This is a genomic window from Paenibacillus sp. FSL H7-0331 (genome assembly GCF_001956045.1).
Genome location: NZ_MRTH01000006.1, coordinates 57,126 through 83,271, shown reverse-complemented (window position 1 = coordinate 83,271; position 26,146 = coordinate 57,126). Strand labels below are relative to the sequence as shown.

Below are 26,146 nucleotides of genomic sequence, written 5' to 3'. Positions count from 1 at the left end.
TGATTATTATCACTTACATAGGATCAACGACATGTTAAATTAAGGGTGTAAGATAACAGAAAGACAACAAACGGAAGGATTGATGGAAGATGACAACACAACCACATAAACGATCCCGTAGCTGGCACAAGTAAATCAGCGTTATTTTTTAAACTATGATGTGAATATTTTCACAATAAAATTAGGAGATGATACTCATGTTTGGACAATGGCTAAGAGAAAATAAATTTGCAGCAGGTATCCTGCTTGTCATCAGATTATTTATAGGTTATGAATGGCTTACTCACGGATGGCAGAAGTTAACCGGAGGATTTGATGCGACCGGATTTCTGAATAACGCGGTCACCAAACCCGTGATCGATAAAGCAACCAATGAACTTATTTATCCAACCTTTACTGCGTTTGTACAAACCTTTGCTTTACCGAATGTCAAGATCATTAACTTCTTGATTCCGCTTGGCGAGTTCCTGGTTGGCCTTGGTTTGATTCTCGGTGTTCTGACTACAGCAGCAGCGTTCTTCGGACTGATGATGAACTTCATGTTCATGTTCGCAGGCACTGTAAGCACGAATCCTTGGTTCATTCTTATCGGTGTGATCTTGTTCATGGCAGGAGCGAACACTGGCAAATTCGGGGTTGACTACTATCTGATGCCGTACCTTCGCCAATGGTTCACACATAAGAAAAAACCTACGGACGGAGCAAAAGGAACAGGTACGAAGCCTAATACTGCACACGCATAATCTACAATATTGTACAGGAGCAGCTCCATACGAGCTGCTCTTTGGCTATCCAAGTAGCAGGCGTCGATAGTCCAGTGATCCGCAGAAAATCAGAATATTTGCTTTACCCGAATTTGATAATTGTCAGAAAATTTGCTATGCTGGTCGAAGCACTACAAATTCATACACAAAAACCCTCATTATCGTCAAATAATTGAGGGTTTAGTTAATTGTACAAGATCCACCTTGTACAGGAAACTATGAAATTTGTGCTGCAATCTGCGTAAAGGAGGTGCCTGACTATGGCTAAAGACGTGTTGTGTGAAGTGAATTCCTGTCGTCACTGGGCTAATGAAAACCAATGTACCGCTTCGTCCATTTACATTACAAACCATCAACCCAAACAAGCCCACAGCTCTGCAGAAACAGATTGTAAAACGTTTGAATCGAAATAAGCTGCAAAAAAATTCAGAAATGAATGTGTGGGAACCTTCGGGTTCCTTTTTTCTTTGTGATTATGGCTTCATTTTATCAACAATGATAATTATTATCAAGTGATTTTTATTCTTCGCCAGGATGAATCATCAGCTCAGGTCTCACCAGACGATCAAATTCCTCTTCAGTCAAAAGCTTGCTCTTAACGGCAGCCTCTTTTAGTGTAGACCCTTCTTTATGGGCAAGCTTGGCAACAGCAGCAGCATTTTCATAGCCAATATGAGGATTTAAAGCGGTAACCAGCATGAGCGAGCGTTCCACATTGTTTTGAATTACTGCGTAATTCGGCTCGATACCAATTGCACAGTGATCATTAAAAGAACGAATCGCATCCGCGAGCAGCCTTGTGGATTGCAGGAAGTTATAAATAATGACCGGCTTGAATACGTTCAGCTCAAAATTGCCTTGACTGGCCGCAAAGCCGATAGTCGCATCATTGCCCATAACCTGGCAGACAACCATTGTCAATGCTTCGCTCTGGGTCGGATTCACTTTACCCGGCATGATCGAGCTGCCCGGTTCATTCGCCGGAATAATTAGTTCTCCGATGCCGCAGCGCGGTCCACTGGCAAGCCAACGTACATCATTAGCAATTTTCATCAGGTCTGCAGCAAGAGCTTTTAAAGCGCCATGTACATAAACCAATTCATCATGGCTCGTTAACGCATGAAATTTATTGGAAGCTGATGTGAACTCTTTGCCAGTCAGCTTACTGATTTCCTCAGCTGCAATCGCGCCAAACTTAGGATGGGCATTGATTCCCGTACCTACGGCTGTTCCTCCGATTGCCAGCTCCTTCAAGGATTCGGAACTATGTTTGATCATGGTCTCCGTTTTTTCCAGCATCCGGTGCCAGCCGCTGACTTCCTGTCCGAGTGTCAACGGAGTCGCATCCTGTAGATGAGTTCGGCCGATTTTGATAATTTCCGCGAATGCCTCGCTTTTCTGGCGAAAGGTTTCTTTTAACAGCGAAATGGCTGGTAATACCTGCTCTTCAATCGCGATTAATCCAGCAATATGCATCGCTGTTGGAAACGTGTCGTTAGAGCTTTGCGACTTATTTACATCGTCATTGGGATGAATCTTCAGATCACTGCCCTGTGCTTTGAGAATTTGATTGCCACGGTTGGCAATCACTTCGTTGACGTTCATGTTGGATTGGGTACCGCTTCCCGTCTGCCACACCACAAGTGGGAAATGATCGTCAAGCTGGCCGCCAATAATTTCATCGGCAGCAGCAATAATCGTAGCTGCCTTAAGACTGTCCAGCTTGCCAAGCTTCAGGTTAGCCGCCGCCGCACTTTTCTTGAGAATAGCAAAAGCCTGAATGATAGCTTGCGGCATTTTTTCTGTGCCGATATTAAAATTTTCAAAGCTTCGCTGCGTTTGTGCAGCCCACAGCTGGTGTGCAGGAACCTTGATTTCACCTATTGTGTCCTTTTCAATTCTGTATTCCACAACAAAAGCCTCCTCTGACATCTTGATTTAAACGGATTGCATTCATTTTAAATGATAACGATTATCAATGTCAAACATGGAGGTTGGATAACCCCATGGAACGTCACAACGCACGCTCTATTGTTAGACAGATGCATTACCACCTCTAGCATTACCCAATGTCCAAGTGATTACGAATTTACTCTACGTCTTGTCATGAACAACAAAAGGAAGGAAATCAGAATGATCGAGACTGTCCAGGCCCAGGCCATTGTTGTTTTGCCTGAATCTACCGCCACATAGATCGCTGTAGGTATCGTCTGTGTAACACCTGGAATATTACCGGCTATCATTAAGGTCGCACCAAATTCGCCAAGACCACGGGCAAAGCCCAAAATATAAGCCGTTATGAGCGAACGTGCTGCCAAAGGCAAAGTAATGAAGCGAAAAACCTGCCATGCATTCGCCCCATCAGAACGCCCTGCCTCTTCCACACTGCTGTCGACTGAGTCAAATCCAACCTTCATCGTCTGGTAAATCAGCGGAAAGGCTACCACTATGGAAGCAATAACGGCAGCCCACCAGGAGAAAATAACAGGTGCATGAAACAGCCACTCCATGAAGCGGCCGGCGATACTTTTTCTGCCAAGCATGACTAGAAGTAAAAAGCCGATTACCGTAGGAGGCAGCACCAAGGGCAGCATAAACAGCGTTTCAAGCAGCAGCTTGCCCTTGAACGATTTGCGTGACATCCACCATGCAATTGCGACTCCCAATAAGGCAGCAACGACGCTGGAGAGAAGTGCTACTTGAAGAGACAGACGGATTGGAGGCCAAAGCTCACCCCAATGAAGTTCAGCTATCATTTATTTGGGAACCGTAAAACCAAATTTAACGAACACATCGAGTGCTTCTTTGGACTGCAAATAATTGTAGAAGTCTTCGGCTTCCTTACTGTGCTTGGTCGATTTCACAATACCAATAGGATACTCAACAGCTTGATAGCTCTTAGGATCGACGGCAAACGCAACCTTTACTTTAGATGAGGTCAAAGCATCCGTTTTATAAACAAAACCCGCTTCCGCATTGCCTGTCTCGATATACTGCAGTACTTGTCTGACGTCTTTCCCTTGAACCAGTCGCGGCTGTAGACTATCCCACTGCTTGCTATAGGTTAAAGCTTCCTTGGCGTAGCTGCCAGCTGGAACACTTTCAGGAATACCGATTGCAACATGGAGCACTTCCGGCTTTGATAAATCCGCTTCGCTGCCAATGGATACCTTACCGTCTGAAGGCACAACGACGACCAATTCGTTGGTCAGCAAGTTTTTCTGCTTGCCTGCATCAATCAGCTGCTTATCAACAAGCGTCTTCATATTCTTCGTAGCCGCGGATAAAAATAAATCAGCTGGAGCTCCCTGCTCGATTTGCTGCTGCAGCGATCCCGATGCACCAAAATTAAAGTTAAGCTTTGTACTTTTTACTTTGGCCTGATAGGCTGTCTGAATTTCTTTCAGAGCATCCGTCAGGCTTGCAGCTGCTGAAATTGTCAGCTCCACCGCTTCTGCAGGCGCTTGAGCTGGACTCGCACTTTGCTGCTGCTTTGAACCAGCACCGGCTTCAGCCATTGGCTCCGTCTTGGTGCCACAACCGGCAATCAGTAAAGTCATCGCAATAATTGGTACCCATAATTGATTTCTTACAGCTTTTTTCCTCATCATCGAGCCTCCATATATTATAAATAGATATAATTAGTTATATTTGATTATAGTTGATTATTCGGAAATTTTTCAAGCTATGACTGAACATGATTTAAAACTGAAACTAATCTATATGTGATACAATTAGTAATTGAAACGAATCTTTCCAAATCAAGCATGCGGAGGTCTACATGTCCAACGATTCCTCGTATACAACTGAAGATATATCCAGGCTTTTAAAAATATCCAAGCTCACCGTCTACGATCTAATCAAAAAAGGCGAGCTTCCCTCCTACCGGGTGGGCAAACAAATGCGCGTAGACGCAGCAGATCTTGAAGCCTACAAGCAGCGATCCAAAACGATGCAGGTAGTACTCCATCCCCTATCTGCAGAAGCTCAGCCCCCACATTATCCATCCGTACAACCTCAGTCTGCTCAAACTCAGACGGTCCATTCTAAGGCAGAGAAGCATTTTCCGCCCGCAAGCGGAGCTCGTCATCTCGTGATTACAGGCCAAGATATGAGTCTTGATCTATTAGCCAAGCATATGGAACGAAGCATTCCAGGCATTCGACCTTTACGGGCATTTGTTGGCAGCATGGACAGTTTAATATCGATGTATAAGGGTGAATCCGATATTGTGAGCACACATTTGCTGGATGGTGATACAGGATCATATAATTTGCCATATATCCGCACGCTGCTCGTCGGCTCTTCCTATGTAGTAGTTAATCTGGTTTCACGGCAAGCCGGTTTGTACGTACAGCACAACAATCCATTGAATCTTGGTCATTGGAGCGATTTAAGCAGACCCGGTCTTCGTCTTGTTAATCGCGAAAAGGGTTCTGGTGCCAGGGTGCTGTTGGATGAGCAGCTGCGGTTGCAGCATATAGAGTCTAGTCAAATAAGCGGATACGATCAGGAGGAAACGAGCCATCTGGCAGTAGCCGGAAAAGTAGCAGCAGGAGGGGCCGATGTTGGAGTTGGTATTGAGAAGGCAGCTTTAATCGTCGGTAATCTCGAATTTATTCCGTTAATTCAGGAGCGATATGATCTGGTCATGCTAAAAAAACCGGAAAACAAGGTATGGCTGGAACACGTTCTTCAGCTATTAAAATCTGAAGCATTTCACAATGATCTTCGTTCCATTCATGGATATGATCTATCCTTAACAGGGCAGATCCTGTACGAAACCTAAGAATCCTGCAAACCCCAGTTGCTGCAATTGAATAAGACCTGCCTGACTGCGTGCTTGCTTGATTTCAATCGACATTCTTCTCTATTAAATGTATACTTATGGAATCATAACAATCGGTGGTGACGATTATTTTATATGCTTTTTCCTTTCTAATTTCATTTGTCATTGTGCTGCTGCTCATTCCCCCTTTTGGGAAATTGGCGTTTCGATTGGATTTTGTGGACAAGCCCCGTCAGGACGTAGAACGTAAAATTCACCGAGAGCCTATCCCGCTTACGGCAAGCTATGTGATCTTTATTGGTTTTTTTATTACTTATCTTCTGGTTACCAGAGATTTCAGTCTACAAACTGGCGCTATTTTTGCAGGCGGGGTTTTATTATTGGTGATAGGCACGATGGATGATTGGTACAAAACTAAGGGCAAAGACTTTCCTGCTTTACCGAAGCTCATTGTTCAAGTATCAGCCGCTATTCTGGTTTATGCTTCAGGAATCACCTTCGATGGCTTTTATAACCCGTTTTCAGGTGAATATGTAGTGCTTCCGGTACTGCTGCAATTTATATTAACGATTTTATGGATCTTCGGTGTCACGACGGTCATTAATTTCTCGGATGGCATGGATGGACTTGCAGGTGGGCTCTCTGCCATATCAGCTATTACCCTGTTTATCGTAGCCTTAGCAAAAGGTCAATCCAACTCCGCCATTATGGCCATTATTTTGGTCGGTGTGACCATCGCTTACTTGCGATATAACAAGCCACCCGCCAAAATCTTCATGGGTGATGCCGGAGCAACCTTTCTCGGATTTATTCTGGCGGTTATAGCTTTGGATGGCGCCTTCAAGCAAGCCACTGTATTATCGCTATTTATCCCGATTCTCGCTCTCGGTGTACCGATCTTCGATAACATCTTTGTCGTCATCAAACGGTTTTTGCAAGGAAAATCCATTTATCAAGCAGATGCAAGCCAAGCACATTATCGTCTGCTGCGTGCTGGTCTCAACCATAAGCAGGTCGTACTATTCCTCTGTTTGATCAGTACTTGTCTGTGCTTATCGTCGATTATTTTATTACTAGTTCAAATATGAAAAAGACTGCTGGGTTGTCAACACAAACCCCAGCAGTCTTTTATTTATGAAATCAACTCCATGTAATCCACTACAGAACTTACTTGTGAATCAAGCCAATGCTCTCATAAATTGTACATATTGCGGGAATGACTCCTCCGCGTTCAGGATCTCCGGATGCCACTTTTTCTCCCATTCAAATGTAAAATAGCCATCATACCCGTTCTCTAGTAACAGCTTGATCGTATCTACTAAGGGCATATCGCCTTCCCCGGTTAAACAATATTGAAATTGCCCGTCAGTATGTGGCAAGAGCTTTGAATCCTTCACATGGGTGTATTCGACCCAGGGACTTAGTGATTGCCATGTATCCGTCGGCTGCTCGCCCAGCGTCCGGACGGGATGATGCAGATCCCATAGTACAGCAATCGCTTCTGTATCCACCTGCTCCATAACCGCTTGGACATCAGCACTTGCGGTCCAGTCATCGTGGGTTTCCAGCAGCAGCTTCACACCATGCGCCTTCGCCAATGCACCCAGCTCTTGAAAATGCTGTACCATGGTATGAACAGCCTCTGCACGATCCGTGTCACCTATAGCCCCACCGAATACACGAATATAACGGGTGTTAAATATGGTGCAGAGCTTGACGTATTCTTTGATTTCCGCTACATTCTTCTCGAAATTTTCCTTGGAGAACACATGTACCGAGCTGGAAAAGCACGATACCTGAAGTCCAGCAGCTTTAATTTGATCGCGGGTCTGGAGTGCATCAACAGAGAAAGCCGGAAGTTTGTAGATGTTCATTTCCCCGGAAACTCCACGAAAATCTATCGCATCAAAACCATATTCAACAGCTCTATCAATAATTAAATCCAGCTCCCATTCGGGACATCCTAATGTAGTAAAAGATAATTTCATCGTATCCTCGCTCTCCTGATTAGAATTCTAGTCCCAATCATCATCAATGTTATGGTTAGTTATTGTGCAGTCATTCGCAAGAAGCGTTCTTCGTTCACTTCCCTTAAGCATAGTTGTCCTGACGCAAACCTGACCAAGTCCTCCACAACCATCGCAGCCAGCTGCGACTTCCAATAGCCGGAAAAGGCGCCAATGTGCGGCAAGCACAACACATTGGGCAGCTTCAGCAGAGTATAGTCTGCCTGAACAGGCTCACTATGATACACATCCAATGCGGCAGATATGCGCCCGGATGTAAGCTGCTCCAGCAAAGCCGTCTCATCAATCAAAGGACCTCGTGCCGTGTTGATTAACAAAGCACCGTCGGCAAGCAGTTTTAATTGCTCTTTACCTATCATTCCTCTTGTAGACGTCGTCAATGTATCATGAAGGGACACGATACGGCTGTTCCTCAACACATCCTCCAGACTGCAGAGAGAAACGCCAAGCGCCTGTGCTTCCTCCACTGAGCAATAAGGTGAATACAACAGCACTCGCGTGTTGAAGGCATGAAGGATACGGATAACCTCTCTGGAAATTTCACCAAGACCAATGATCCCAACTGTCTGGCCAGATAGTCCCATAACTGTATTGCCGCTGCCGCTGTCTCCCCACAGTCCGTTTTTCAACCGATCACGGTAATTCGAAATTTCCCATGAGCCGCTCATCATCAGCGTTACAGCCAATTCAGCGGTGGATTTGGCAAGCGCCGTATTCGCATTGACCACTTTTATAGGTGTTTGGAAAATCGCCGGATCGACATAGGGTGTTAACGTTCCAGCAGCATGACCGACAAAGCTTAGCTGCTTCGCTTGTGCCAACACTTCGACGGTTAACTTTGGCGAACCCCAGGATGTCAGACAAGCATCATATCGATGGATGTCCTGTTCAAATTGATCCACTCGATACGGTGTTCCTTCTGACACCCAGTCAACTTCGGATACCGACTCTAATTGCCTGATCACCTCTTCGGTAAATATCAGCTTCTTTAGTTCCTTTTTCCATACCGTTACTAATGTTCGCATCACTAATCTCCAATCAGGCAGCTCATCCAATTCTGCAATTCTGTGAATGATAGCTTAGTAGGTTCGAGGCCTTCATCATGTTCCTAAACTCATTATAGCTGAAGCCTCGTGAAGGGGGACCTCACAATCTTCTTGCAAAACTACACTATTTACCGCTATTTATATGATTTCGTTTGTAAGCATAAGGGGTGACTCCATACTTGATTTTAAACGTTTTAAAAAAATGCCCGGTGTGCAAGTAGCCTACTGCTTCCATCACCTCTCCCACCGACAAATCCGATTGAAGCAGCAGCTCACCGGCTTTACGTAAACGCAGCTCCGACAGAAAACCGCTGAAAGTGACTCCAGTGACCATTTTGAACAGCGAACTGAAATAATTAGGCGAAACAGATACTCGCGCTGCCGCCTCTTTTAAAGTCAGCGGTTTATCGAGGTGCTGCTCCATATGATGAATGACCTCACGAATAGCCTGTTCATAGCCGGACCCTGCCTGCTGAGCCCAGCCTCTGACCTCGCGGGTGATCATAACGAGAATCTTCAGCAAATCAGCGCGGACCGCATATTGATGATAGGCATCCTTAATATCCAGCTCGCTTTTAATCTCCTCCACCAGACGCTCGATGACGATCTGCGAACGGGGGGACAAATTGATCAGCAATGGACAGGATAATGAAATTTTCGATAGTTCCTTAATGTTTTCCTCGAGAAGTGAAGGCATAAAATCCAGCTGTACCAGTTCAAAGGCTTGTTTATCAATCGGCATAAAACAGTGCATCGTAGAGGTGGGAATGGAGAATAAATCTCCTCGCTGCAAATCCATCTGCTGACCTTCAACCACATGTCGGCACACGCCGGTCAGAACATAACAAATTTGCAAAAACTCATGGCCATGAGAGAACGGATTGTAGTTGGTTTCCGTCCTGATTTCAAATTTGATCGGAAAGTCCTCCTGCATAAAGTCCTTATACTGGAACACCGGTGCATTCATTAGGGCAATCACCTCTCGGAAATCTTTCTTGTGCGACATTCATCCTGCACGTTGCCTGCAGATTACTATCACTGCTTGTCCAGAAACTGCTCGTAAAGCTCATTCGGTTTCGTTAATCGTGGAAAACCTGAGATTTTACTGCTGATGAAGTCGGGAACGTACCAAGCCGCCTGATACGCATCCATACCTGCACTGCGAGCTCCTGCCAATTCGTTAGAGCCACCATCTCCAACAAACATGCAATGCTTGGGGTTGACCCCCAAACGCGAACAGGCTAACTCATAGATAGCAGCATCCGGCTTCGCACACCCGACTTGATAAGAAAAAATTACCTCATCAAAATTATCCGCTAACGGACATTCTGCCCATCCCTGAACTTCCTCCTCCGTGCAGTTACTAATAACGCCCAGCTTGACAGGCTCTCTCTTCAATTGCTTCAACAAGTCGATAACATCTGTGTTTATATTCATAAAAGGCACCTTTTTTTCATGAATACGTTCCTGATAAAGAGCTTCGATAACGTGCTCTACATAGGGCAAATCGTTCTTTTCGAGAATATCCATCATAACCGCGCGGTAAGTTGGAAATCCTCTATTCATTCTCATCTCTTGCCGTTCGTTCCACTGCTGCTGAAACTCGCTGTTAGAAAGACCTATTAAATTGCCGTAATCTCTGGATGCTCTACTCACTTTGCGACTACCATCGACGAATTCAGTGATCAAGGTTTCAAAAAGATCAAATATAATAGCTTCCTTTTGTGCCATGCTCAGCTCTCCCTGGTTAGGTTTTCACGCGTGCAGGTTGTTACTCCTTATTAATGTATCAGCTAATACAGCCTTTTCTCATAGCTTTCCTGCAGTCCCTTGTTAATGATGTCGACGGTGTATTCAGCAGAATTCACATGAGACGATAAAATAGTGGGAACCGACGGCAACTCCTCCTGATCTACCCACGTATGAGAATCCCATAGGCCCGATCGTTTGAAAGCCTTGGCACAATGAATAAAACATTCCTCTACCTCGATACCGATTCCCAAGCTTGGCTGCTTGTCCCTGACTTTCATTTGCTGTAGAATCTCATCATCCTTGATCACATAGGCTTTACCGTTAACTCTCAAGGTTTCTTCAAGTCCAGGAATGAGAAAGATAAGTCCAATAGCAGGATTGAGTAGAATATTTCTTAGTGAGTCGATTCTGCGATTACCCGGTCTTTCCGGTATGACTATGTACTGTTCATCCAGAACCAGTACAGACCCAGGCGCATCCCCGCGAGGAGAAACATCACAGCATCCTCGATCATCCGAGGTTGCGACAAACAGTAAAGGGGATAGGGCAATAAAATTCCGACAATGCTGGTCCAATCGATTAATCCCCTTCTTCATAACCAGCTCACTCGGATACCCTACAATTTCCCGGATCTCTTCTTCCGAGCTCAATATTTCTTTAAAAGGACAATTCATAATAAGTCCTCCATCCATGATTGTCAGTGATTGTCATAATCTTTTTTCACATTTATTATTATCGATCAGCATTTACAAACCATCAGCAAATTCCCATCAGGATCTTTAAAGTTAAACCATTGATTGTGTTGTATTTCGGTAACTAATTCTACATTTTTGGATTTCATAAATTGATAGGCTTCCTGAATATGGTTCGTATTAAAGTGAAACGCCGGAAAGTTCAACTTGTTATTCTCGGAGTAAATTTTGCTATCCAACACAAGTCCTGCTCCTTTCATTGGAAGCACATACAGGTGTCCGAACAATATTTCCCCATCTGCAGGAAGTCCAAGAATATCACAGTACCAATCGCGTGCATTTTGTATGCTGCTGACCGGAATGAATACGGTACCAATCTCGTTTAAAATAGGGTTCATTCGTAATTCCTCCAGTTTGCTGTATTGAATCATTATATATTTTTTTGAAAATTGTCTATTTGACCCTGATCATACATTTTGTTCACAAGTAATGCCTCAATTGAATAGGGTGGGCTTATAGGCTTTTATAACAAGCAGGAGGTTCACATGACCCATTATCCGATGTATCCGTATTACAGCAAGGAAGACAAGTGTTATGAGCAGCCCATCTCCTTTCCGCCACAGCATCAGGATCGGCAGCCAGGCCTTGAATACTTAATGGACCCTCCCCCCATATACGAAAACCCTGCCTACCGGGGTAGCGGCAAGCTTGCAGGGAAGGTTGCCATTGTTACGGGCGGAGACAGCGGCATCGGCCGCGCCGTAGCTATTGCATTTGCTAAGGAAGGTGCAGATGTAGTCGTCGCTTACCTCTATGAGCAGCCTGACGCGGATGTAACAGCCGCACGCATACGCCAGCTGGGACAGCGCTGTCTCCCCATTCGTATAGATGTACGTTCCAAAAGCAATTGTCAATCCATTGTGGATGCAGCCCTTGGAACCTATGGTAAGCTGAATATACTTGTAAATAACGTAGGCGTTCAGTACCCGCAGCAAAAACTGACCGATATCAGTGAAGAACAGCTGCTGCAAACCTACCAGACGAATATCTTCTCCTATTTCTTTATGGCACAGGCAGCCCTACCCCATTTAACCCGTGGAGATAGTATCATCAACACCGCTTCCATTACCGCTTACCAAGGCAGCAAAAATCTAATCGATTATTCTTCTACCAAAGGAGCAATCGTCTCTTTCACCCGTTCATTTGCGTTAAATGTAGTGGAAGAGGGCATTCGTGTCAACGCTGTAGCTCCAGGTCCGATATGGACACCGCTTATTGTATCCAGCTATAACGCACAGGAGGTTTCCGTCTTTGGTTTGGACACTCCAATGAAACGCGCGGGACAGCCGTTTGAGCTGGCGCCAGCCTACGTTTATTTAGCGAGTGATGACTCCCGTTTCGTAACCGGGGAAACGATGCATATTAACGGCGGTGATTTTATCACCTCCTGAAGAAACCATAGCCCGTCAGTGAGCACATGACTGCTTGAATTGCTTCTGCCGGGCTTCCAAGCATGGATACTAGTATTCATATGGGTCCGCTCGGCATTTACTGCTCTTAATCACTCATAAAACGGCTTTCTCATATAAATTTGCAGCCCAGCCCTTACCCTCCGTACGTCCTCGAAATTCAAATCCGGCGGTTACATAATATTCGTTTAATTTCACATTACTCGGTACGCAATCCAGCCTGAGCAGCTTCTTACCATTCATTTTCATATAAGCCTCACACCAACGAAGCACTGTATTCCCAATACCTAAGCCGTTATATTCTCTCTTCACGACTAATTTATGTAAGTAACCGGCTTCATTATCGCAATCCAGCTCTTTCCAGATAATAGCATCTTTCCACTGGATCGATAAGCCTCCAATAATCGAACCGTTCCAGTTCACTTGGTACAGCTCCGTCTGTAGGATGAGCTTTCGCATATGCTCGGTTGTAAAATCACTTGTTCTCCACTGGTCAATACCCTTCGCTTCCATCCAGGCAGCCGCTTCTATGTACAAAGACTGCAGTTTAGCCAGATCCAGCTCATCTACTCTTTGAATATCTACCCGATTGATCTTTTCTTTCATCGTTTCACCTCTTTATTACGTCCATCTCATCGATCTATTTGTTCATTATGTTTTTAAATAACTGCTCTTGCTCTTCATACCTATCTTCATAAATGTTCAAATAATCGAATACCTCAAATGAAAAATCAACAAACGCGCGGCCTTTGGCCGTAATGATATTTCCGTCCCTCACAACCCTCTCATCCCTGTAGTTCACTCTTGGGAAAGGGTCCTCGGCACCAAGCTTATAGATCGCTTCTATCGAGCATGAGGTGGTGAATGCATGACTGTGCAGCACTCCTGCTCTCCCCAGATATTGAGGACCATTACATATCGCTGCGAGCAGCAACTTGTCGCTATTCAGCTTAACTATCAGGTCAGTAAGCTCTGGTCGTTGATTTCGAATCGGCCCTCCGGGGATAATAAGCCCTTCAATATCTTCAAGCTCCAACGCTTCCAATACTGTCAAATTGGGCTTATAATACAGTCCGGACTCACTCATGACAGCTTCATAGGTGTAACCAGCTGAAATCACCTCTCTTTGGCCTATGTTCTTAATTTTATGAAATACCAATGTAATCTCAAAATCCGCAAAATCCTCAGTGACCAGACATATTATTTTCCCCATGGCAAACACCTCTCTTTCAGTTCATTCAAGTCAGTTCCAGACCTTCTTCTTGATAATGGGCTATATCCGCGTGTAAAATGATTTCCGGTACACCCTTTAAAAACTCAACCTTACATAAGCAGGCTGGATGGATATAAGGAGGATTCCAAATGTTGTTCATCGAACGATTTTCAAACAAGGCCATTAATAATTTCACAACAACACTGTGAGTTACAATAAGGATGGATTTGCCTCGATGTTCATATAGAATCCGATTTAATTCATTCACGGACCTTTCGGATACAGCACTGAAGGTTTCGCCGCCCTGTATCTGAAATTTCTCTGGATCGTTCCAAAAATAATCCCATGATTCCGGATCGCTATCCTGAACCTCTTCCTGTGTTCTCCCCTCCCAGACACCCATATTCATTTCTTTGAAAGCATCGCTCTCCTTAATTTCGATATCTCGGGTATGTCTTATTAATTCAGCTGTTCGTACCGCTCTACGGCTTGAGCTGGAATAGATGATATCGATCTTCGCATCTCCCAAAGCTTCACTCAGCCACTGCGCCTGTTGAATCCCTTTTTCTGTCAAAGGTGAATCCTGATGACCTTGTATTTTATGCTGAATATTCCACTCCGTTTGACCATGCCTCACTATGTATAATGTGGTTTTATCCTCTGTACTTACTAGGCTTTCTTCCATGTATGTCATAATCATACTTTTGCCCAAGCCTTGTCTTCTATGTGAGCTTTTGACTGCTATGTGTTTTAATTCAACTTGATCATCATCCTGAGTAATAACTCCGATAAGCCCCACCAATTCATCATTTTCGATGATACCGAGCAGCCTTTTGAATTCATTACTTTGATAGGCCTCAAATTCTCTCAGAACTCGTTCCTGATCAGGATACATGCATTCGGTGAGCAGCTCAATAATTGCCTTCGTATCCTTGTATTCTTTTAGATTAATCAACTGATTCACCAGTCCTTTGTATATACAGAGGTTCGATCCCCCTTTCTAATTAAACCAAAAAATAACATAATCTACAATCAAATAAGAACAACTCAGCCTGCAAATTGGATAGCAAAAAATCCACACCGGTTTCGGCATGGATTTAGATTTTAAATCTGGTATGGACTAAGCGCGGGAAATGTATTTTCCTTCACGGGAATCGATCAACAGCACATCGCCTTCGTTAATGAACATAGGCACTTGAACCGTCAAACCTGTTTCCAGTGTTGCACTCTTGGTTGCACCAGTAGCTGTGTTGCCTTTAATACCTGGCTCTGTTTCCACAACTTTAAGCTCAATGCTGTTTGGCAGGTTAATTCCGAGAATTTCGCCTTGGTAGCTCATGATATGAATCATCATGTTTTCTTTAAGGAATTTAAGCTCCCATTCCAATTGCTTGGCATCCAGACTGAACTGGTCGTAAGTTTCGGTATCCATGAACGTATACTCGGTACCACTGGCATACAGATATTGCATCTCACGGTTCTCGATGTGAGCACGGCCTACGTTTTCACCGGCACGAAAAGTACGCTCAACGGTATTGCCATTACGCAGGTTTTTAAGCTTGGAGCGTACGAATGCTGCACCCTTACCCGGTTTTACGTGTTGAAAATCAATTACGGTAAATAGGTCATGCTCCACTTCAATGGTAAGGCCTGTCTTAAAATCGTTTACTGAAATCACGGAAAAATACCTCCCTAAAAATGTGAGCAGCCAGCCTGGTGCTAATCAGCTAACCCAAGCAGCTGCCAAAGATTTAATCTCAAGCCAACACAATCAAGTCTTTGCTTGAATGCGTTAATATGTGAATACCGGTCTCTGTGATGACAATATCGTCCTCGATGCGAACCCCGCCAAAGCCTGGCAAATAAATGCCTGGTTCGACCGTCACAGTCATACCTGGTGTTAAAACCGTATCTCCCTGCACCGACAAACGCGGCGCTTCATGAATTTCCATTCCTAATCCATGACCTGTTCCGTGTCCAAAATAATCCCCGTAGCCATGCTGTTTGATCACATTTCTCGCAATCGCATCTGCTTCCTTACCCGTCATACCCGGTCTGATCTTATCCAGAGCTTCCAACTGAGCCTCAAGTACGATATGGTAAATTTCCTTGTGCTTATCTGTAGGCTGGCCAACTACTACTGTACGGGTAATGTCCGAGCAATAGCTTTTGTAATACGCGCCGTAATCCAGCTTGACGAACTCGTTCGTTTGGATCACTCGGTCACTTGCTTTGCCATGCGGCAGCGCTGAACGCTCACCTGAAGCCACAATCGTCTCGAATGAAGTAGACGTTGCACCATTTTTGCGCATGAATATTTCGATTTCGAGTGCAATATCAATTTCTTTTGTCCCAGTCTGAATGAACGATAAAATATGATCAAAAGTACGGTCAGCCAAATCAGCAGCTTCCTGCATGACAGCCAGCTCCGACGCATCCTTAATCATCCGCAGCTTTTCTACTAATCCACTGGTTGCCTGAAGCTGAATCCCGCTTAATGCATCAGATGTACTAAGGAAGGTTCCATAGGTCATATCATCCTGCTCAAAACCTACCTTCGTAATACCCAACTTCAACAGCAGATCCTTGACGGTAGCCATTGCCTTTGGTGCATGCTCCACCACTTCATAACCGATTGCCTGCTTAGGAGCTTGTGTCATGTAACGAAAATCCGTAAGCAGATACGCCTTCGACTCCGAAATCAGCACATAACCTGAGGAGCCGGTGAACCCTGTCATATATTGACGATTAGTAGCATTCGTAATCAGAATTGCCTGAAGCCCTTGCTCCTGAAGCGCATAACGCAATTTATCCAAACGTCCTTGCATGTGGTTTCCCTCCTAAGGACTTTCTGTAAGAAAGTCTTCTTCGTAAGCATCACCTGAGTTTTTCCGTAGGAAAACTTACTTCGTAAGATTTGCCTCATCCAGATGCTTGACTAAAGCACGCAGACCCAGCTCATAGCCATCGGCTCCAAGGCCAGCAATTTGGCCAAGCGCAACGGGAGCTATAACCGAAACATGGCGGAATGGCTCTCTTTTATGGATATTGGAAATATGTACTTCAATCAATGGTAGCTGAACTGCGCTTATCGCATCACGAATGGCATAGCTATAATGGGTAAATGCTCCGGGATTCATAAGGATACCCTGCTGCTTACCGAAAGCCTCATGAATTTTATCGATCAGCGCGCCTTCATGATTGGATTGAAAGCATTCCAGCTCCACATCCAGCTCTACAGCGAGCTTTCGAAGATTATCTTCTATGGCTTGCAGTGACAATGAACCGTATATGCCTGGCTCTCGAACACCCAGCATATTCAAATTAGGGCCATTTAATACCAAAATTTGTTTCAAAGCAGACCCTCCATAACCAACAAAAGTTGACTAAAATTCGCGTACCTCTTATTTTACCATAAGTTTCTTCGATTTGAGAACTGTTTTTTCGATAAGCTCATGTTTGCAGAGATAAGCTCATTCCGGCTGTGGGTTGGACCCTCCATTTTTGATTGGCTCACGTTCGCGTTCATCGTTAAACTCAAAGGCAATACTGTAGCCGATAAACAGGCCCCAAAGTATGAATAAACACAACTCGGTCAGTATCGTTTTTAAATCAAGATAAGCAATCCAATTCATCATTCCTGTAATGGGACCGATCAATAAAAAAATCAAGCCCCACCATATCGCACCGTAGCCAAGTCCTGCCCAAGGTCCAGCCGATTTAACCAAAATCAATGCGTACAACAGCGAAGCTGCAATAGAAAACACGATAAATACGCACCAACCGAGCAAGTAACCTTGCCACGTCACCAGAAAGCTGCTTTTAAAAAACGGTTCAACCATAAATCCCGGAGCCAGGTTACTGAAGTGAAACAGGCTTTCCACCATCTTGACTGCCCCCCAAATCAATCCAGCATAAAAGCCGATATACAATGAAAAAAACCATTTATTAGAACTACGAGCGGCTGCTTGTTCTTTCTCCATCGTGATCCTCCATTTTCGTGCAAAGGTTAGACTATCCATTCGGGCTGGTAAAGTTAGTATACGCATTTTTCTGTTAACTAAACGATAGTAGCTTTCTCTCTTTGAATCCGATACAATAATGAAGAAACCTCACTCATCATTTACAAAAGAAGGTGCAGAACGTGTCGCAAAAAGAGCAACCAAGTGGAATTTACGGAGGTCAGGCCGTAATCGAAGGAGTTATGTTTGCAGGTCGAACTGTACACGTTACGGCGGTACGCCGAAAAGATAATTCCATTCAATATTTAGAAGTTCCCAAGAAAGAGATAGGTTGGGTTCAAGCCTTAAAAAAGATCCCTTTTATCCGTGGTATTGTAGGTATTGTAGAAGCAAGTGCCAAAGGTGCGCAGCATTTGAACTTTTCAGCGGAATCATTTGCCGAAGGTGAACAGGACCCTCAAGAAGTGAAGAAAGAACAGAAGGAATCCATGGCTGGACGGGTGTCCATGATTCTCGGTGTTGCCGTGGTCGGCGTGCTGTCCTTTGTATTTGGTAAGTTCGTCTTCACACTCGTTCCTCCTATTATTGAGCAGCTGCTGTTTGCTAACGTATTTCACAACCAGATTGGACATAATTTAATTGAAGGCCTGATCAAAATCATTTTACTGGTAGCCTACATTTACTTTATTTCCTTAACACCGATGATCAAGCGTCTGTTTCAATACCATGGGGCCGAGCATAAAGTAATCAGTGCTTATGAAGCTGGTATGGATCTAACCGTCGCCAATGTTCAAAAGTTCAGTACGCTGCATTATCGCTGCGGAAGCAGCTTTATCGTGTTCACTGTGCTCGTAGGTGTCATCATTTATTCATTTTTCACTTACGATTCGTTTGTTGAGCGTATCGTGCAGCGGATTGTGCTACTTCCTGTAGTCATTGGCGTTTCTTACGAGGTACTTCGATTCACTAACAGCTTGCGCGAAGTGCCTGTCCTGCGTTATCTGGGTTATCCAGGATTGTGGCTGCAAATGCTCACAACCAAGCAGCCTGATAATTCGCAAGTGGAAGTGTCCATTGCATCCTTTAACCGGATGAGAGAAATCGATAAGGAAGCTCAAGCTCTAATTGTAAAGTAACTAAGTTTTCTACGAAAACTCTTAAGGAGGAAACGTAATGAAATCTGGCCGTTATTCTGTCGCAACTTACATTATTCTGGGATTAGCTTTGATAGGTGTTGCCTCGATGGCTTCCCAGCTGATCATCCCGATTGTCGTGTTCGGCGTCATTTTCCTGTTACTGAAGTACCCACCCAACAAATGGGGCAAAAGTAAGACGACCTCACCGCGTTTTGGCAAAGGAAAAGAAAGACGTACCCGGGATGCCACATTTCGTGTCATCAACGGAAATAAGGGAAGCTCGGATGAGCCTCCCAAATATCATTAAACGGCGAGCTTCTCGCCGTTTTTTATTTTGCCATCTAATCATGCCCAGTTTTCCTGCGCTCCTTCTTATACGCAGCTTTCTCCGTTCTTTAAATGATTATGGCTTTATTGTTGCGAAGTACATGCTGTACATAGTCTTGCTTATAATCGTTCAGCCTCCATTTGTCGAAAAATCGTTCCCCTGCCTGCTTGCCAGAGTCATATAATAGCCTGCTTGTTTCCAGAGGAATATCAAATTGTGTAATACTTACCCCAAGCGTCGGGATTTTAATCGTCCGAAATCGATTGACCTCTTCAATATAACGCTCGTCATGAGCATCCATCATCGTTGAAAAAAGTGCCTTGAACATCGTTAAAGGACCATAGATCGTATTAGGCTTACTTGAGCCTCTACCTACAAGCTGGAAGCCCACAGTCGGAATCATAGAATCAAGAGCAGGGACATCATCATGATCGAAAATCCATAGTGGAAAATTACTTAAAAGTCCCCCATCCACAACATAAACAAATTGCTCAGCAAAAGTCTCGTTGGGCAATCGTTTATCTGCCGTTTTGCGTATGATCACAGGATCAAAAAAATAAGGAATACTTGTGCTCATTCTAACAGCCTTGGAGATGGCCAGATGCTGCGGATCAATCCCATATTGTGCAATATCATCGGGGAGCACCAGCAGCTTGCGCTGCGAAATATCTGATGCAATAATTCTTAGCTGGTTCTTTTTCAAATCACCAAAATTGCGAATCCCTTTTGCCAATAACAACTTATGCATCCAATTTTCCAAAGCTTCTCCCGAATATAACCCCTTTTTTAACAAGAGACGAACAGCCGGCCCGACTACCTTCGCATCAAACAGCTTGGAACGCTGCAGGAAGGCTCTAAATGGGGTCGCTTCAATAATGGCTTTCATTTCCTCAGCCTGGTAACCAGATGCCACCAAAGCGGCTATAATAGCCCCTGACGATGTTCCCGCTACCTGGTGAAACTCGATCCCCCTGCTTTCTGCTGCTGAAACGGCGCCAGCCAATGCTATACCCTTGACTCCACCACCTTCAAATACTGCATTGATTTTCATGAGATTCCCCCCTCCCAAACCCTCCCTAAGGGAGGGCCCCAAAGGGCTATGCCCTCTGGACTCCCTTGGATCGTAAGCGTACTGTTGTGTTCTCGGGGCGCTTTCGTCCCTGCGGGACACGCTTGACTGCTGCTTTTCTTGGTACCGGCTGGACCGTGCTTTCGTGTTCTCGGGGCGCTTTCGTCCCTCTGGGACACGCTTGACTGCTGCTTTTCTGGGTGCCGGCTGGACCGTGCTTTCGTGTTCTCGGGGCGCAGCCTTTGCTGTCCCTGCGGGATTCGCGTGGCTGCTATTTCTAGCTGGGTAGAACCGCTATGTATCACCCTCCTTTTACTCTTTGGTACCCGTTTGGTAAAGCAAACTTAGTAATAAAAAGTAAGTATATGCGGTGTGATGTGGTTTCTTGCGCTATTCTTGTGCAAGCACGCAAAAAAAGCATCCGAAATTTCCGGATGCTTTTTTGCATGTTTCTTCTTTCTTCTTTTTACCAAGAAGAAGTTCAGTGAGTAAGAAGCGGAGTGACCGTGGTGTTCTGTAGAAGCGGAGCGCTCGCCTTTGTTCATGGAATTCTACCTATAAATGTTGGATACAATCAAGAATTCCATGAACAACAGCGATCGTAAGAATACTTCGGTCGCACAGCGGAGCATACTCACTGCACTTTTTCTCCTCAGGTCTCGTCCATTTCTTTCTTAAGCTTCATCAAGTCTTCGCCGCGTTTGGGGTCGCGATTAAAATACTCGATTAAAGTTTCAATGCAGGTAATCGAATCCCAGCTAAGATGATGCTCAATACCTTCAACATCTTTATAGATCGTATCCTCGGATACGCCAATTAGCGTTAAGAATTGCTCCAATAGATCATGTCGGGCAACTAATCGTTTACCCATTTTATGCCCTTTGGGTGTCAAAATCAGTCCACGGTATTTCTCATATACCAAATAATTGTCTTTATCCAACTTTTGTATCATCTTGGTGACGGACGAAGGATGTACCTCTAATCCCTCAGCAATATCAGATACGCGAGCATAACCTTTTTCATCAATAAGTTTATAAATACGCTCCAAATAATCTTCCATACTCGGTGTAGCCATTTATGTTCCTCCCGTACATCATCAATGACCCTGCTTGATTTCAAGAAGTAAATCCACTTTTGTAGAATGAACTCCAGCTATAAGAAGCACACTAAGGTCATCATAAGCGCTTTTTACTATAACATAGCCGCATTACCGAAGCAAGCTGAGCCATCTTATCAATCTCTATATCTTATGCAAAATTCCGTAATTGTGTTGACCATCCGATCCTTGACTCATGTTTCAGTATAAGCACTGGCCGCCTTGTTCCTTGCAAATTTTCAGGAGGTGTACCATGTCTACCGAACTGTTAACACCAGGCCTACGGGAAACCAAAGTATTTGTTCCTGAGCTCGTATATTTCGAACCGGACGCCCTGAACTACCCTAAAGGACAGCGGATCCTGGAATGGGCCAAACAGCAAGGTCTACCCATACACATGACGACCTCCCACAATCGGATCACGAACCTGCCGGGAGATAGCGAGCTGGAGAAATACAAAATCGCCAAAAGAACACTTGTTGTAGGGATACGGAAAACGTTAAAATTCGAACAATCCAAACCATCCGCTGAATACGCAATTCCGATTGCGACAGGCTGTATGGCCCACTGCCATTATTGTTATCTTCAGACAACGCTCGGTGCTAAACCCTATATTCGGATTTATGTAAATACCGACGATATTTTGAAAGCGGCCAAAGCCTATATCGAAGAAAGAGCACCGGAAATTACCCGTTTTGAGGCAGCCTGTACTTCCGATCCTGTCGGACTTGAGCATATTGGCGGCTCCTTAAAAGAATTGATTGAATTTATGGCTAACGAGCCGCTGGGCAGACTGCGTTTTGTAACCAAGTTTCACCATGTAGAGCCGCTGCTTGATGCGAATCATAATAAACATACCCGATTTCGTTTTAGCGTCAATGCGAGCTATGTAATCAAAAATTTTGAGCCTGGAACGTCCAGCTTCGCAGAACGTATCACTGCGGCAGGCAAGGTCGCCAAAGCCGGCTATCCGCTTGGTTTTATTATTGCACCTATTATTTGGCATGAAGGCTGGGAAACTGGATATCAGGAGCTGCTGGAGAAATTAAAAGAGGCGCTTCCCGACGAAGCAACCTCTGATTTGACCTTTGAGCTGATTCAGCATCGCTTTACGAAAACCGCCAAAAGAGTAATCGAACAGCGGTATCCCAAAACCAAGCTGGAGCTTGATGAGACTAAACGCAAATACAAATGGGGTCGTTATGGGCAAGGAAAATATGTGTACCCTGATGAACAAGCCAATGCTTTGCGTGAGTTTATTACCGATCAGATATTCGATAAATTCCCGAATGCCAATATTGATTATTTCACTTAAAATTTAAGCCAGTCGGGGGTAATTTGATTGAGCCAGATGGTGATTCTCGTCATTTGATCGGTATAGAGCAGGATCGCCATCACGACCATCAGCCCCCCGCCTATTTTCATAATTAACGAAGAATAGCGCAATATCCATTTGGTCGTTCCAATGAAAAAAGAAAGCACAAGAAAAGGAATTGCAAATCCTAGCGAGTACGCGGTAATCAGCGGCAGCCAGGAATCGGGATTCGTTGCAGCCAGTGCAAGGATCGCAGATAAAATCGGCCCGATACAAGGCGACCATCCAGCAGCAAAGCCAATACCGATCAACACGGAGCCCAAGTAACCGGCAGGCTTCAGCTTCCACTGCAGCTTACGTTCCTTCATTAGCCACTGAGGTTGAAAAATCCCCAACAGGAATAATCCCATTAATAAGATCATCAATGCTGCTATTTGACGCAATAAGCCTTTGTAGTCAGCAAAGAAATTGGAGACGAGCCCTGCACCCCAGCCCAAGCTATAGAAAATAATAGAAAATCCGAGAATAAAGCATAACGTATGTAGCACCGTTTGTTTACGTACACCGGTAGATGAATTCGCGTTTTTGAGTTCACTAACCGATATGCCCGTAATATAAGACAGGTAAGACGGATACAGCGGCAAGCAGCAAGGCGATATAAACGATGCGAACCCTGCCCATAAGGCAATCCATAAATTAACTTCCAATACTTAACCTCCTTGGCCAAACCTTTCGTTTGAAAAGCTTACTATAAACGCAAGCCTCTTTTAATAAACAAAATAATAATGAGCAGTGCAATGAGGAACAATACGATTGTAGCGCCTGGTGCCAGATCCCACAACCCCGCCGACAACAAACCTCCGATTACAGCCAATTCCGAGAAGAGTATGGCCCAGAATAAGGAATGACGAAAGCTTTTGGCAACAAGCAATGAACAGGCTACTGGTATTGTCAGCAAGGAGGATACGAGCAGCGCACCTACTATTTTGATGGAGACACTAATCACCAGCGCTGTCATCATCGTAATCATAATATTGTAAAACCGCAGCGGCAATCCACTGACTCCAGCAGCATCCTCATCAAAGAACATCAGAAACAGTTCTTTATAGTTGAACGCAATCACGCCCACCACAAGAACCGTTACCCCGAACACCACCCACAAATCAGTTGCATCCAACGTATAGATACTGCCAAAAAAATAACTCATGACGTTCATATTAAAGCCTTTGCCCAATGTAAACAGCAGCGTCGCTACAGCCACCCCACCCGACATAATAATGGCAATGGACAGCTCCGCATACGTCTTATAGGCTTTACGAAGACGCTCTATTGCAAATGAGGCCAGCAAAGCAAACACAAGCCCGACTCCGATCGGATACACGTTAATCAGAAAGCCCAGAGCCACCCCTGCAATCGATACATGAGCAAGTGTATCTCCAATCATGGACAACCGCCGCAGCACGAGAAATATGCCCATCAGCGGCGCAGTCAGTCCGATCAATAAGCCGCCTATAAGAGCACGTTGAAAAAAATATTCCGAAAATATATCCACCCAAATTCCTCTCCCAGCTTGGCGACAATCTGTTAACCTGGAACTTCTATCTGCTCACGCAGCTTATGAATCGAATGTGTCAAATTTGTTTCCAGGCAATTCTCCGGCTCGTGCGTATGCTTCACATAGAAAGATAAAGAGCCGCATTTATCTACAGGCTCAGCACCCAGATAGGATTGTATCATATCCATATCATGAGATACCATTAAAAAGGTAATATGATGGTGCTGGTGCATATGCCTAATCATTTGAAAAAAATCTGCCTGCGTCTGGGCATCAATCCCTACCGTAGGCTCGTCCAGTATAAGGAGCTCAGGGTTATTGATCAGAGCCCTGGCAAGAAATGCCCGCTGCTGCTGCCCTCCTGAGAGCTGACCGATACGGCGATCGGCTAAATCCTCAATCCGCATGGCATACAGTGCATCCGAGCACTTTTGCTGCTCGGCCTTACTGATCCGTTTGAACATATTTTTTTTGCCATATAAGCCGGACTGTACAACCTCGCGGACGGTAGCGGGAAACAGCGGATTAAAGGAATTTTTCTGCGGTACATAACCGATTCGGTGCCAATCGCTAAAAGAAGATACCGGCTCACCAAACAGACGAATCTCACCTTGCGTCGGCTTCAGGAGACCGACAATCATCTTGAGCAGTGTTGTTTTCCCTGCACCATTAGAACCGATAAGTCCGACAAAATCACGCTCCAATACCGAGAAGCTCAGATGCTCGATCACCTTTTTTTGTTCATAGAAAAAAACGACGTCATCGATCTCAATGATACTACGATGACATCGGGGGTCAGCAGCCATAGAAGTCATAAGTGCAAGCTCCTTTATCACAGGTTTTCCTTGTCTCTTTCTTCTATTGTAATGCTTTTATTAAATTTTTCAAATTTACTTGCATCAATGAGATGTAATCGGCCCCTGCTTTCGTCTGCTCATCCGTTAATCCCTCAATTGGATTCAACACCATCGTCTCTACCTTTGCATCCTTGGCAAGCGTTTTGGCCAAGCGATCCGATACGAGCTCTTCAAAGAAAATGTACTTAACGTTGTTCGTCCGGATAAATTCATTTATTTCCTGAAGTCCCTTGGAGGTCGGTTCTGCATCTGGAGAGAGGCCCATAATCGGCTTTTGCGTTAAACCGTACTCCTTCGTTAAATAAGCGAACGATTGATGAGTTACGACGATCTGCTTTTTCGTTAGTGGAGTTAATGCCTGCTTATACTGATTATGCAATTGATCCAGCTGTGCAGCATATTTAGTATAATTTGCTTCATAATCCGCCTTGTGAGCAGCATCGATTTTCACCAATTGATCTTTGATTGTAAGCGCCATTTGCTTGGCATTAAGAGGACTCAACCAAACGTGCGGGTCGACATGACCGTGTTCAGTGGTAGTATGATTGTGGCTGTCTGCTTTCCCTTTAGCCTCTTGAACCTCTTCCTCTGCTGCTTCGATCAATGATAGACCTTTACTGGCTTCAACCACTGTGACTTTGGAGTCCTTCTGCAAGCTGCTCAAAGTATCATCGACCCAGCCTTCAAAGCCCGCACCCAAATAAAGAAACATTTGCGCCCTGGATATATTTTGCATATCGCGTCCCTTGGGGGACCAATCGTGCGGCTCAACCCCTGTTGGAACCAAATTGATCACATTCACATGATCGCCACCGATTTTTTTCGTGAAGTCGTACAACGGATAGAAGCTGGCGACAACATTTATTTTATCTGGAGAAAGCGCTGCTTTGGAATCTCCGCATCCGGCCATAACTATCGATATTCCAGCTATAATCATCATTGAAAACAACCATTTTTTTCTAAAAAGCATTCCATAATCCCCTTTATGTAAATCGTAATAATTTTCATTAGCAGTTTAGATTATACGTTTCTCTTCCTCGGCTTGTCAACTGTTAATAATTATTACGATTAAACAG

30 protein-coding genes are annotated in these 26,146 nt (G+C 44.6%); 8 read left to right on the top strand and 22 right to left on the bottom strand.

Annotated elements, in window-relative coordinates:
* Positions 1–197: 197 nt before the first annotated feature.
* Both BK127_RS10670 and BK127_RS10665 read left to right on the top strand, forming a co-directional pair.
* Positions 198–743: a DoxX family protein gene (locus BK127_RS10670; RefSeq protein WP_076230035.1), complete on the top strand. Its 546-nt coding sequence runs from the start codon at positions 198–200 to the stop codon at positions 741–743.
* Positions 744–1,024: 281 nt separating this feature from the next.
* Entirely contained in the window at positions 1,025–1,177 is a 153-nt protein-coding gene (locus BK127_RS10665) for a DUF1540 domain-containing protein (RefSeq protein ID WP_076230034.1), read from the top strand.
* A 106-nt stretch (positions 1,178–1,283) separates the two neighbouring features.
* Here the strand turns inward: BK127_RS10665 and fumC are convergent, their stop codons facing one another.
* The 3 genes from fumC to modA form a co-directional block, all read right to left on the bottom strand.
* Complete coding sequence (gene fumC, locus BK127_RS10660) at positions 1,284–2,675, bottom strand: class II fumarate hydratase (RefSeq protein ID WP_076230033.1); 1,392 nt, start codon at positions 2,673–2,675, stop codon at positions 1,284–1,286.
* A 170-nt stretch (positions 2,676–2,845) separates the two neighbouring features.
* Positions 2,846–3,520 carry a molybdate ABC transporter permease subunit gene (modB, locus tag BK127_RS10655; RefSeq protein WP_076230032.1) on the bottom strand — a complete coding sequence of 225 codons (675 nt, stop codon included), beginning with the start codon at positions 3,518–3,520 and terminating at the stop codon, positions 2,846–2,848.
* Positions 3,521–4,372 carry a molybdate ABC transporter substrate-binding protein gene (modA, locus tag BK127_RS10650; protein WP_076230031.1) on the bottom strand — a complete coding sequence of 284 codons (852 nt, stop codon included), beginning with the start codon at positions 4,370–4,372 and terminating at the stop codon, positions 3,521–3,523.
* A gap of 173 nt (positions 4,373–4,545) precedes the next feature.
* On the opposite strand from modA, the gene BK127_RS10645 reads away from it, so the two are divergent.
* A complete protein-coding gene (locus BK127_RS10645; protein WP_076230030.1) occupies positions 4,546–5,553 on the top strand; it encodes a substrate-binding domain-containing protein in 1,008 nt (335 codons plus the stop codon).
* 119 nt (positions 5,554–5,672) lie between these two features.
* Positions 5,673–6,641, top strand: a complete 969-nt coding sequence (locus tag BK127_RS10640; protein ID WP_144026439.1) for an MraY family glycosyltransferase — start codon at positions 5,673–5,675, stop codon at positions 6,639–6,641.
* A 90-nt stretch (positions 6,642–6,731) separates the two neighbouring features.
* Here BK127_RS10640 and BK127_RS10635 read toward each other — a convergent pair whose 3' ends face one another.
* The 6 genes from BK127_RS10635 to BK127_RS10610 all read right to left on the bottom strand — a co-directional run bounded on the left by BK127_RS10635 (position 6,732) and on the right by BK127_RS10610 (position 11,468).
* Positions 6,732–7,541 carry a sugar phosphate isomerase/epimerase family protein gene (locus BK127_RS10635; protein ID WP_076230029.1) on the bottom strand — a complete coding sequence of 270 codons (810 nt, stop codon included), beginning with the start codon at positions 7,539–7,541 and terminating at the stop codon, positions 6,732–6,734.
* A 59-nt stretch (positions 7,542–7,600) separates the two neighbouring features.
* On the bottom strand, positions 7,601–8,605 hold the full coding sequence (locus BK127_RS10630; protein WP_076230028.1) for a hydroxyacid dehydrogenase: 1,005 nt from the start codon (positions 8,603–8,605) through the stop codon (positions 7,601–7,603).
* A gap of 145 nt (positions 8,606–8,750) precedes the next feature.
* The gene (locus BK127_RS10625) at positions 8,751–9,632 is read right to left on the bottom strand and encodes a helix-turn-helix domain-containing protein (protein WP_083689223.1); all 882 of its coding nucleotides are present in this window, start codon (positions 9,630–9,632) and stop codon (positions 8,751–8,753) included.
* A gap of 29 nt (positions 9,633–9,661) precedes the next feature.
* Positions 9,662–10,357 (bottom strand): HAD family hydrolase, encoded by a 696-nt coding sequence (locus BK127_RS10620; protein WP_076230026.1) that lies wholly within the window; start codon positions 10,355–10,357, stop codon positions 9,662–9,664.
* A gap of 62 nt (positions 10,358–10,419) precedes the next feature.
* Positions 10,420–11,052 carry a pyridoxamine 5'-phosphate oxidase family protein gene (locus BK127_RS10615; protein WP_179097440.1) on the bottom strand — a complete coding sequence of 211 codons (633 nt, stop codon included), beginning with the start codon at positions 11,050–11,052 and terminating at the stop codon, positions 10,420–10,422.
* A gap of 65 nt (positions 11,053–11,117) precedes the next feature.
* Positions 11,118–11,468, bottom strand: coding sequence for a VOC family protein (locus tag BK127_RS10610; RefSeq protein WP_076230024.1), 351 nt, complete (start codon positions 11,466–11,468; stop codon positions 11,118–11,120).
* Between the two features lie 147 nt (positions 11,469–11,615).
* On the opposite strand from BK127_RS10610, the gene BK127_RS10605 reads away from it, so the two are divergent.
* Complete coding sequence (locus BK127_RS10605; RefSeq protein WP_076230023.1) at positions 11,616–12,521, top strand: SDR family oxidoreductase; 906 nt, start codon at positions 11,616–11,618, stop codon at positions 12,519–12,521.
* A gap of 114 nt (positions 12,522–12,635) precedes the next feature.
* On the opposite strand, the gene BK127_RS10600 is transcribed toward BK127_RS10605, so the two are convergent.
* From BK127_RS10600 to BK127_RS10570, 7 genes are all read right to left on the bottom strand, one after another.
* Positions 12,636–13,145 (bottom strand): GNAT family N-acetyltransferase, encoded by a 510-nt coding sequence (locus BK127_RS10600; protein ID WP_076230022.1) that lies wholly within the window; start codon positions 13,143–13,145, stop codon positions 12,636–12,638.
* A gap of 34 nt (positions 13,146–13,179) precedes the next feature.
* Positions 13,180–13,752 carry a DJ-1/PfpI family protein gene (locus BK127_RS10595; RefSeq protein ID WP_076230021.1) on the bottom strand — a complete coding sequence of 191 codons (573 nt, stop codon included), beginning with the start codon at positions 13,750–13,752 and terminating at the stop codon, positions 13,180–13,182.
* 25 nt (positions 13,753–13,777) lie between these two features.
* Complete coding sequence (locus tag BK127_RS10590) at positions 13,778–14,707, bottom strand: GNAT family N-acetyltransferase (RefSeq protein ID WP_144026426.1); 930 nt, start codon at positions 14,705–14,707, stop codon at positions 13,778–13,780.
* 165 nt (positions 14,708–14,872) lie between these two features.
* Complete coding sequence (gene efp, locus BK127_RS10585) at positions 14,873–15,430, bottom strand: elongation factor P (RefSeq protein ID WP_076230020.1); 558 nt, start codon at positions 15,428–15,430, stop codon at positions 14,873–14,875.
* A gap of 79 nt (positions 15,431–15,509) precedes the next feature.
* On the bottom strand, positions 15,510–16,580 hold the full coding sequence (locus BK127_RS10580; RefSeq protein WP_076230019.1) for a M24 family metallopeptidase: 1,071 nt from the start codon (positions 16,578–16,580) through the stop codon (positions 15,510–15,512).
* Positions 16,581–16,655: 75 nt separating this feature from the next.
* Positions 16,656–17,108, bottom strand: coding sequence for a type II 3-dehydroquinate dehydratase (aroQ, locus tag BK127_RS10575; protein WP_076230018.1), 453 nt, complete (start codon positions 17,106–17,108; stop codon positions 16,656–16,658).
* A gap of 117 nt (positions 17,109–17,225) precedes the next feature.
* The gene (locus tag BK127_RS10570) at positions 17,226–17,735 is read right to left on the bottom strand and encodes a YqhR family membrane protein (RefSeq protein WP_076230017.1); all 510 of its coding nucleotides are present in this window, start codon (positions 17,733–17,735) and stop codon (positions 17,226–17,228) included.
* Between the two features lie 161 nt (positions 17,736–17,896).
* On the opposite strand from BK127_RS10570, the gene BK127_RS10565 reads away from it, so the two are divergent.
* Both BK127_RS10565 and BK127_RS10560 read left to right on the top strand, forming a co-directional pair.
* On the top strand, positions 17,897–18,850 hold the full coding sequence (locus BK127_RS10565) for a DUF1385 domain-containing protein (protein WP_076230016.1): 954 nt from the start codon (positions 17,897–17,899) through the stop codon (positions 18,848–18,850).
* Between the two features lie 37 nt (positions 18,851–18,887).
* A complete protein-coding gene (locus tag BK127_RS10560; RefSeq protein ID WP_076230015.1) occupies positions 18,888–19,157 on the top strand; it encodes a hypothetical protein in 270 nt (89 codons plus the stop codon).
* 88 nt (positions 19,158–19,245) lie between these two features.
* Here BK127_RS10560 and BK127_RS10555 read toward each other — a convergent pair whose 3' ends face one another.
* Both BK127_RS10555 and mntR read right to left on the bottom strand, forming a co-directional pair.
* Entirely contained in the window at positions 19,246–20,229 is a 984-nt protein-coding gene (locus BK127_RS10555) for a patatin-like phospholipase family protein (RefSeq protein WP_076230014.1), read from the bottom strand.
* A gap of 670 nt (positions 20,230–20,899) precedes the next feature.
* A complete protein-coding gene (gene mntR, locus BK127_RS10545) occupies positions 20,900–21,322 on the bottom strand; it encodes a transcriptional regulator MntR (RefSeq protein ID WP_076230012.1) in 423 nt (140 codons plus the stop codon).
* Positions 21,323–21,596: 274 nt separating this feature from the next.
* Here mntR and splB point away from each other — a divergent pair, with 274 nt between their 5' ends.
* Positions 21,597–22,658 (top strand): spore photoproduct lyase, encoded by a 1,062-nt coding sequence (gene splB, locus BK127_RS10540; protein ID WP_076230011.1) that lies wholly within the window; start codon positions 21,597–21,599, stop codon positions 22,656–22,658.
* On the opposite strand, the gene BK127_RS10535 is transcribed toward splB, so the two are convergent.
* The 4 genes from BK127_RS10535 to BK127_RS10520 are packed head-to-tail and all read right to left on the bottom strand — an operon-like array spanning position 22,655 to position 26,040.
* Entirely contained in the window at positions 22,655–23,365 is a 711-nt protein-coding gene (locus tag BK127_RS10535) for a cytochrome c biogenesis CcdA family protein (protein WP_076230010.1), read from the bottom strand. The genes splB and BK127_RS10535 overlap by 4 nt on opposite strands.
* A 41-nt stretch (positions 23,366–23,406) precedes the next feature.
* Positions 23,407–24,210 (bottom strand): metal ABC transporter permease, encoded by an 804-nt coding sequence (locus BK127_RS10530; RefSeq protein ID WP_076230009.1) that lies wholly within the window; start codon positions 24,208–24,210, stop codon positions 23,407–23,409.
* Positions 24,211–24,242: 32 nt separating this feature from the next.
* The gene (locus BK127_RS10525; RefSeq protein ID WP_144026437.1) at positions 24,243–25,019 is read right to left on the bottom strand and encodes a metal ABC transporter ATP-binding protein; all 777 of its coding nucleotides are present in this window, start codon (positions 25,017–25,019) and stop codon (positions 24,243–24,245) included.
* 52 nt (positions 25,020–25,071) lie between these two features.
* Positions 25,072–26,040 (bottom strand): metal ABC transporter substrate-binding protein, encoded by a 969-nt coding sequence (locus BK127_RS10520; RefSeq protein WP_076230007.1) that lies wholly within the window; start codon positions 26,038–26,040, stop codon positions 25,072–25,074.
* Positions 26,041–26,146: the final 106 nt, after the last annotated feature.

Excerpts from the sequence above, each read along its gene's own strand:
- BK127_RS10645 (WP_076230030.1), top strand. The coding sequence starts at position 4,546 with ATGTCCAACGATTCCTCGTATACAACTGAAGATATATCCAGGCTTTTA.
- BK127_RS10525 (WP_144026437.1), bottom strand. The coding sequence starts at position 25,019 with ATGGCTGCTGACCCCCGATGTCATCGTAGTATCATTGAGATCGATGAC.
- BK127_RS10605 (WP_076230023.1), top strand. The coding sequence starts at position 11,616 with ATGACCCATTATCCGATGTATCCGTATTACAGCAAGGAAGACAAGTGT.
- BK127_RS10610 (WP_076230024.1), bottom strand. The coding sequence starts at position 11,468 with ATGAACCCTATTTTAAACGAGATTGGTACCGTATTCATTCCGGTCAGC.
- BK127_RS10555 (WP_076230014.1), bottom strand. The coding sequence starts at position 20,229 with ATGAAAATCAATGCAGTATTTGAAGGTGGTGGAGTCAAGGGTATAGCA.
- BK127_RS10635 (WP_076230029.1), bottom strand. The coding sequence starts at position 7,541 with ATGAAATTATCTTTTACTACATTAGGATGTCCCGAATGGGAGCTGGAT.
- BK127_RS10670 (WP_076230035.1), top strand. The coding sequence starts at position 198 with ATGTTTGGACAATGGCTAAGAGAAAATAAATTTGCAGCAGGTATCCTG.
- BK127_RS10665 (WP_076230034.1), top strand. The coding sequence starts at position 1,025 with ATGGCTAAAGACGTGTTGTGTGAAGTGAATTCCTGTCGTCACTGGGCT.
- BK127_RS10580 (WP_076230019.1), bottom strand. The coding sequence starts at position 16,580 with ATGCAAGGACGTTTGGATAAATTGCGTTATGCGCTTCAGGAGCAAGGG.
- BK127_RS10520 (WP_076230007.1), bottom strand. The coding sequence starts at position 26,040 with ATGCTTTTTAGAAAAAAATGGTTGTTTTCAATGATGATTATAGCTGGA.
- BK127_RS10630 (WP_076230028.1), bottom strand. The coding sequence starts at position 8,605 with ATGCGAACATTAGTAACGGTATGGAAAAAGGAACTAAAGAAGCTGATA.
- BK127_RS10560 (WP_076230015.1), top strand. The coding sequence starts at position 18,888 with ATGAAATCTGGCCGTTATTCTGTCGCAACTTACATTATTCTGGGATTA.
- BK127_RS10570 (WP_076230017.1), bottom strand. The coding sequence starts at position 17,735 with ATGGAGAAAGAACAAGCAGCCGCTCGTAGTTCTAATAAATGGTTTTTT.
- BK127_RS10595 (WP_076230021.1), bottom strand. The coding sequence starts at position 13,752 with ATGGGGAAAATAATATGTCTGGTCACTGAGGATTTTGCGGATTTTGAG.
- BK127_RS10600 (WP_076230022.1), bottom strand. The coding sequence starts at position 13,145 with ATGAAAGAAAAGATCAATCGGGTAGATATTCAAAGAGTAGATGAGCTG.
- BK127_RS10625 (WP_083689223.1), bottom strand. The coding sequence starts at position 9,632 with ATGTCGCACAAGAAAGATTTCCGAGAGGTGATTGCCCTAATGAATGCA.
- modB (WP_076230032.1), bottom strand. The coding sequence starts at position 3,520 with ATGATAGCTGAACTTCATTGGGGTGAGCTTTGGCCTCCAATCCGTCTG.
- mntR (WP_076230012.1), bottom strand. The coding sequence starts at position 21,322 with ATGGCTACACCGAGTATGGAAGATTATTTGGAGCGTATTTATAAACTT.
- splB (WP_076230011.1), top strand. The coding sequence starts at position 21,597 with ATGTCTACCGAACTGTTAACACCAGGCCTACGGGAAACCAAAGTATTT.
- modA (WP_076230031.1), bottom strand. The coding sequence starts at position 4,372 with ATGAGGAAAAAAGCTGTAAGAAATCAATTATGGGTACCAATTATTGCG.
- BK127_RS10620 (WP_076230026.1), bottom strand. The coding sequence starts at position 10,357 with ATGGCACAAAAGGAAGCTATTATATTTGATCTTTTTGAAACCTTGATC.
- BK127_RS10615 (WP_179097440.1), bottom strand. The coding sequence starts at position 11,052 with ATGAATTGTCCTTTTAAAGAAATATTGAGCTCGGAAGAAGAGATCCGG.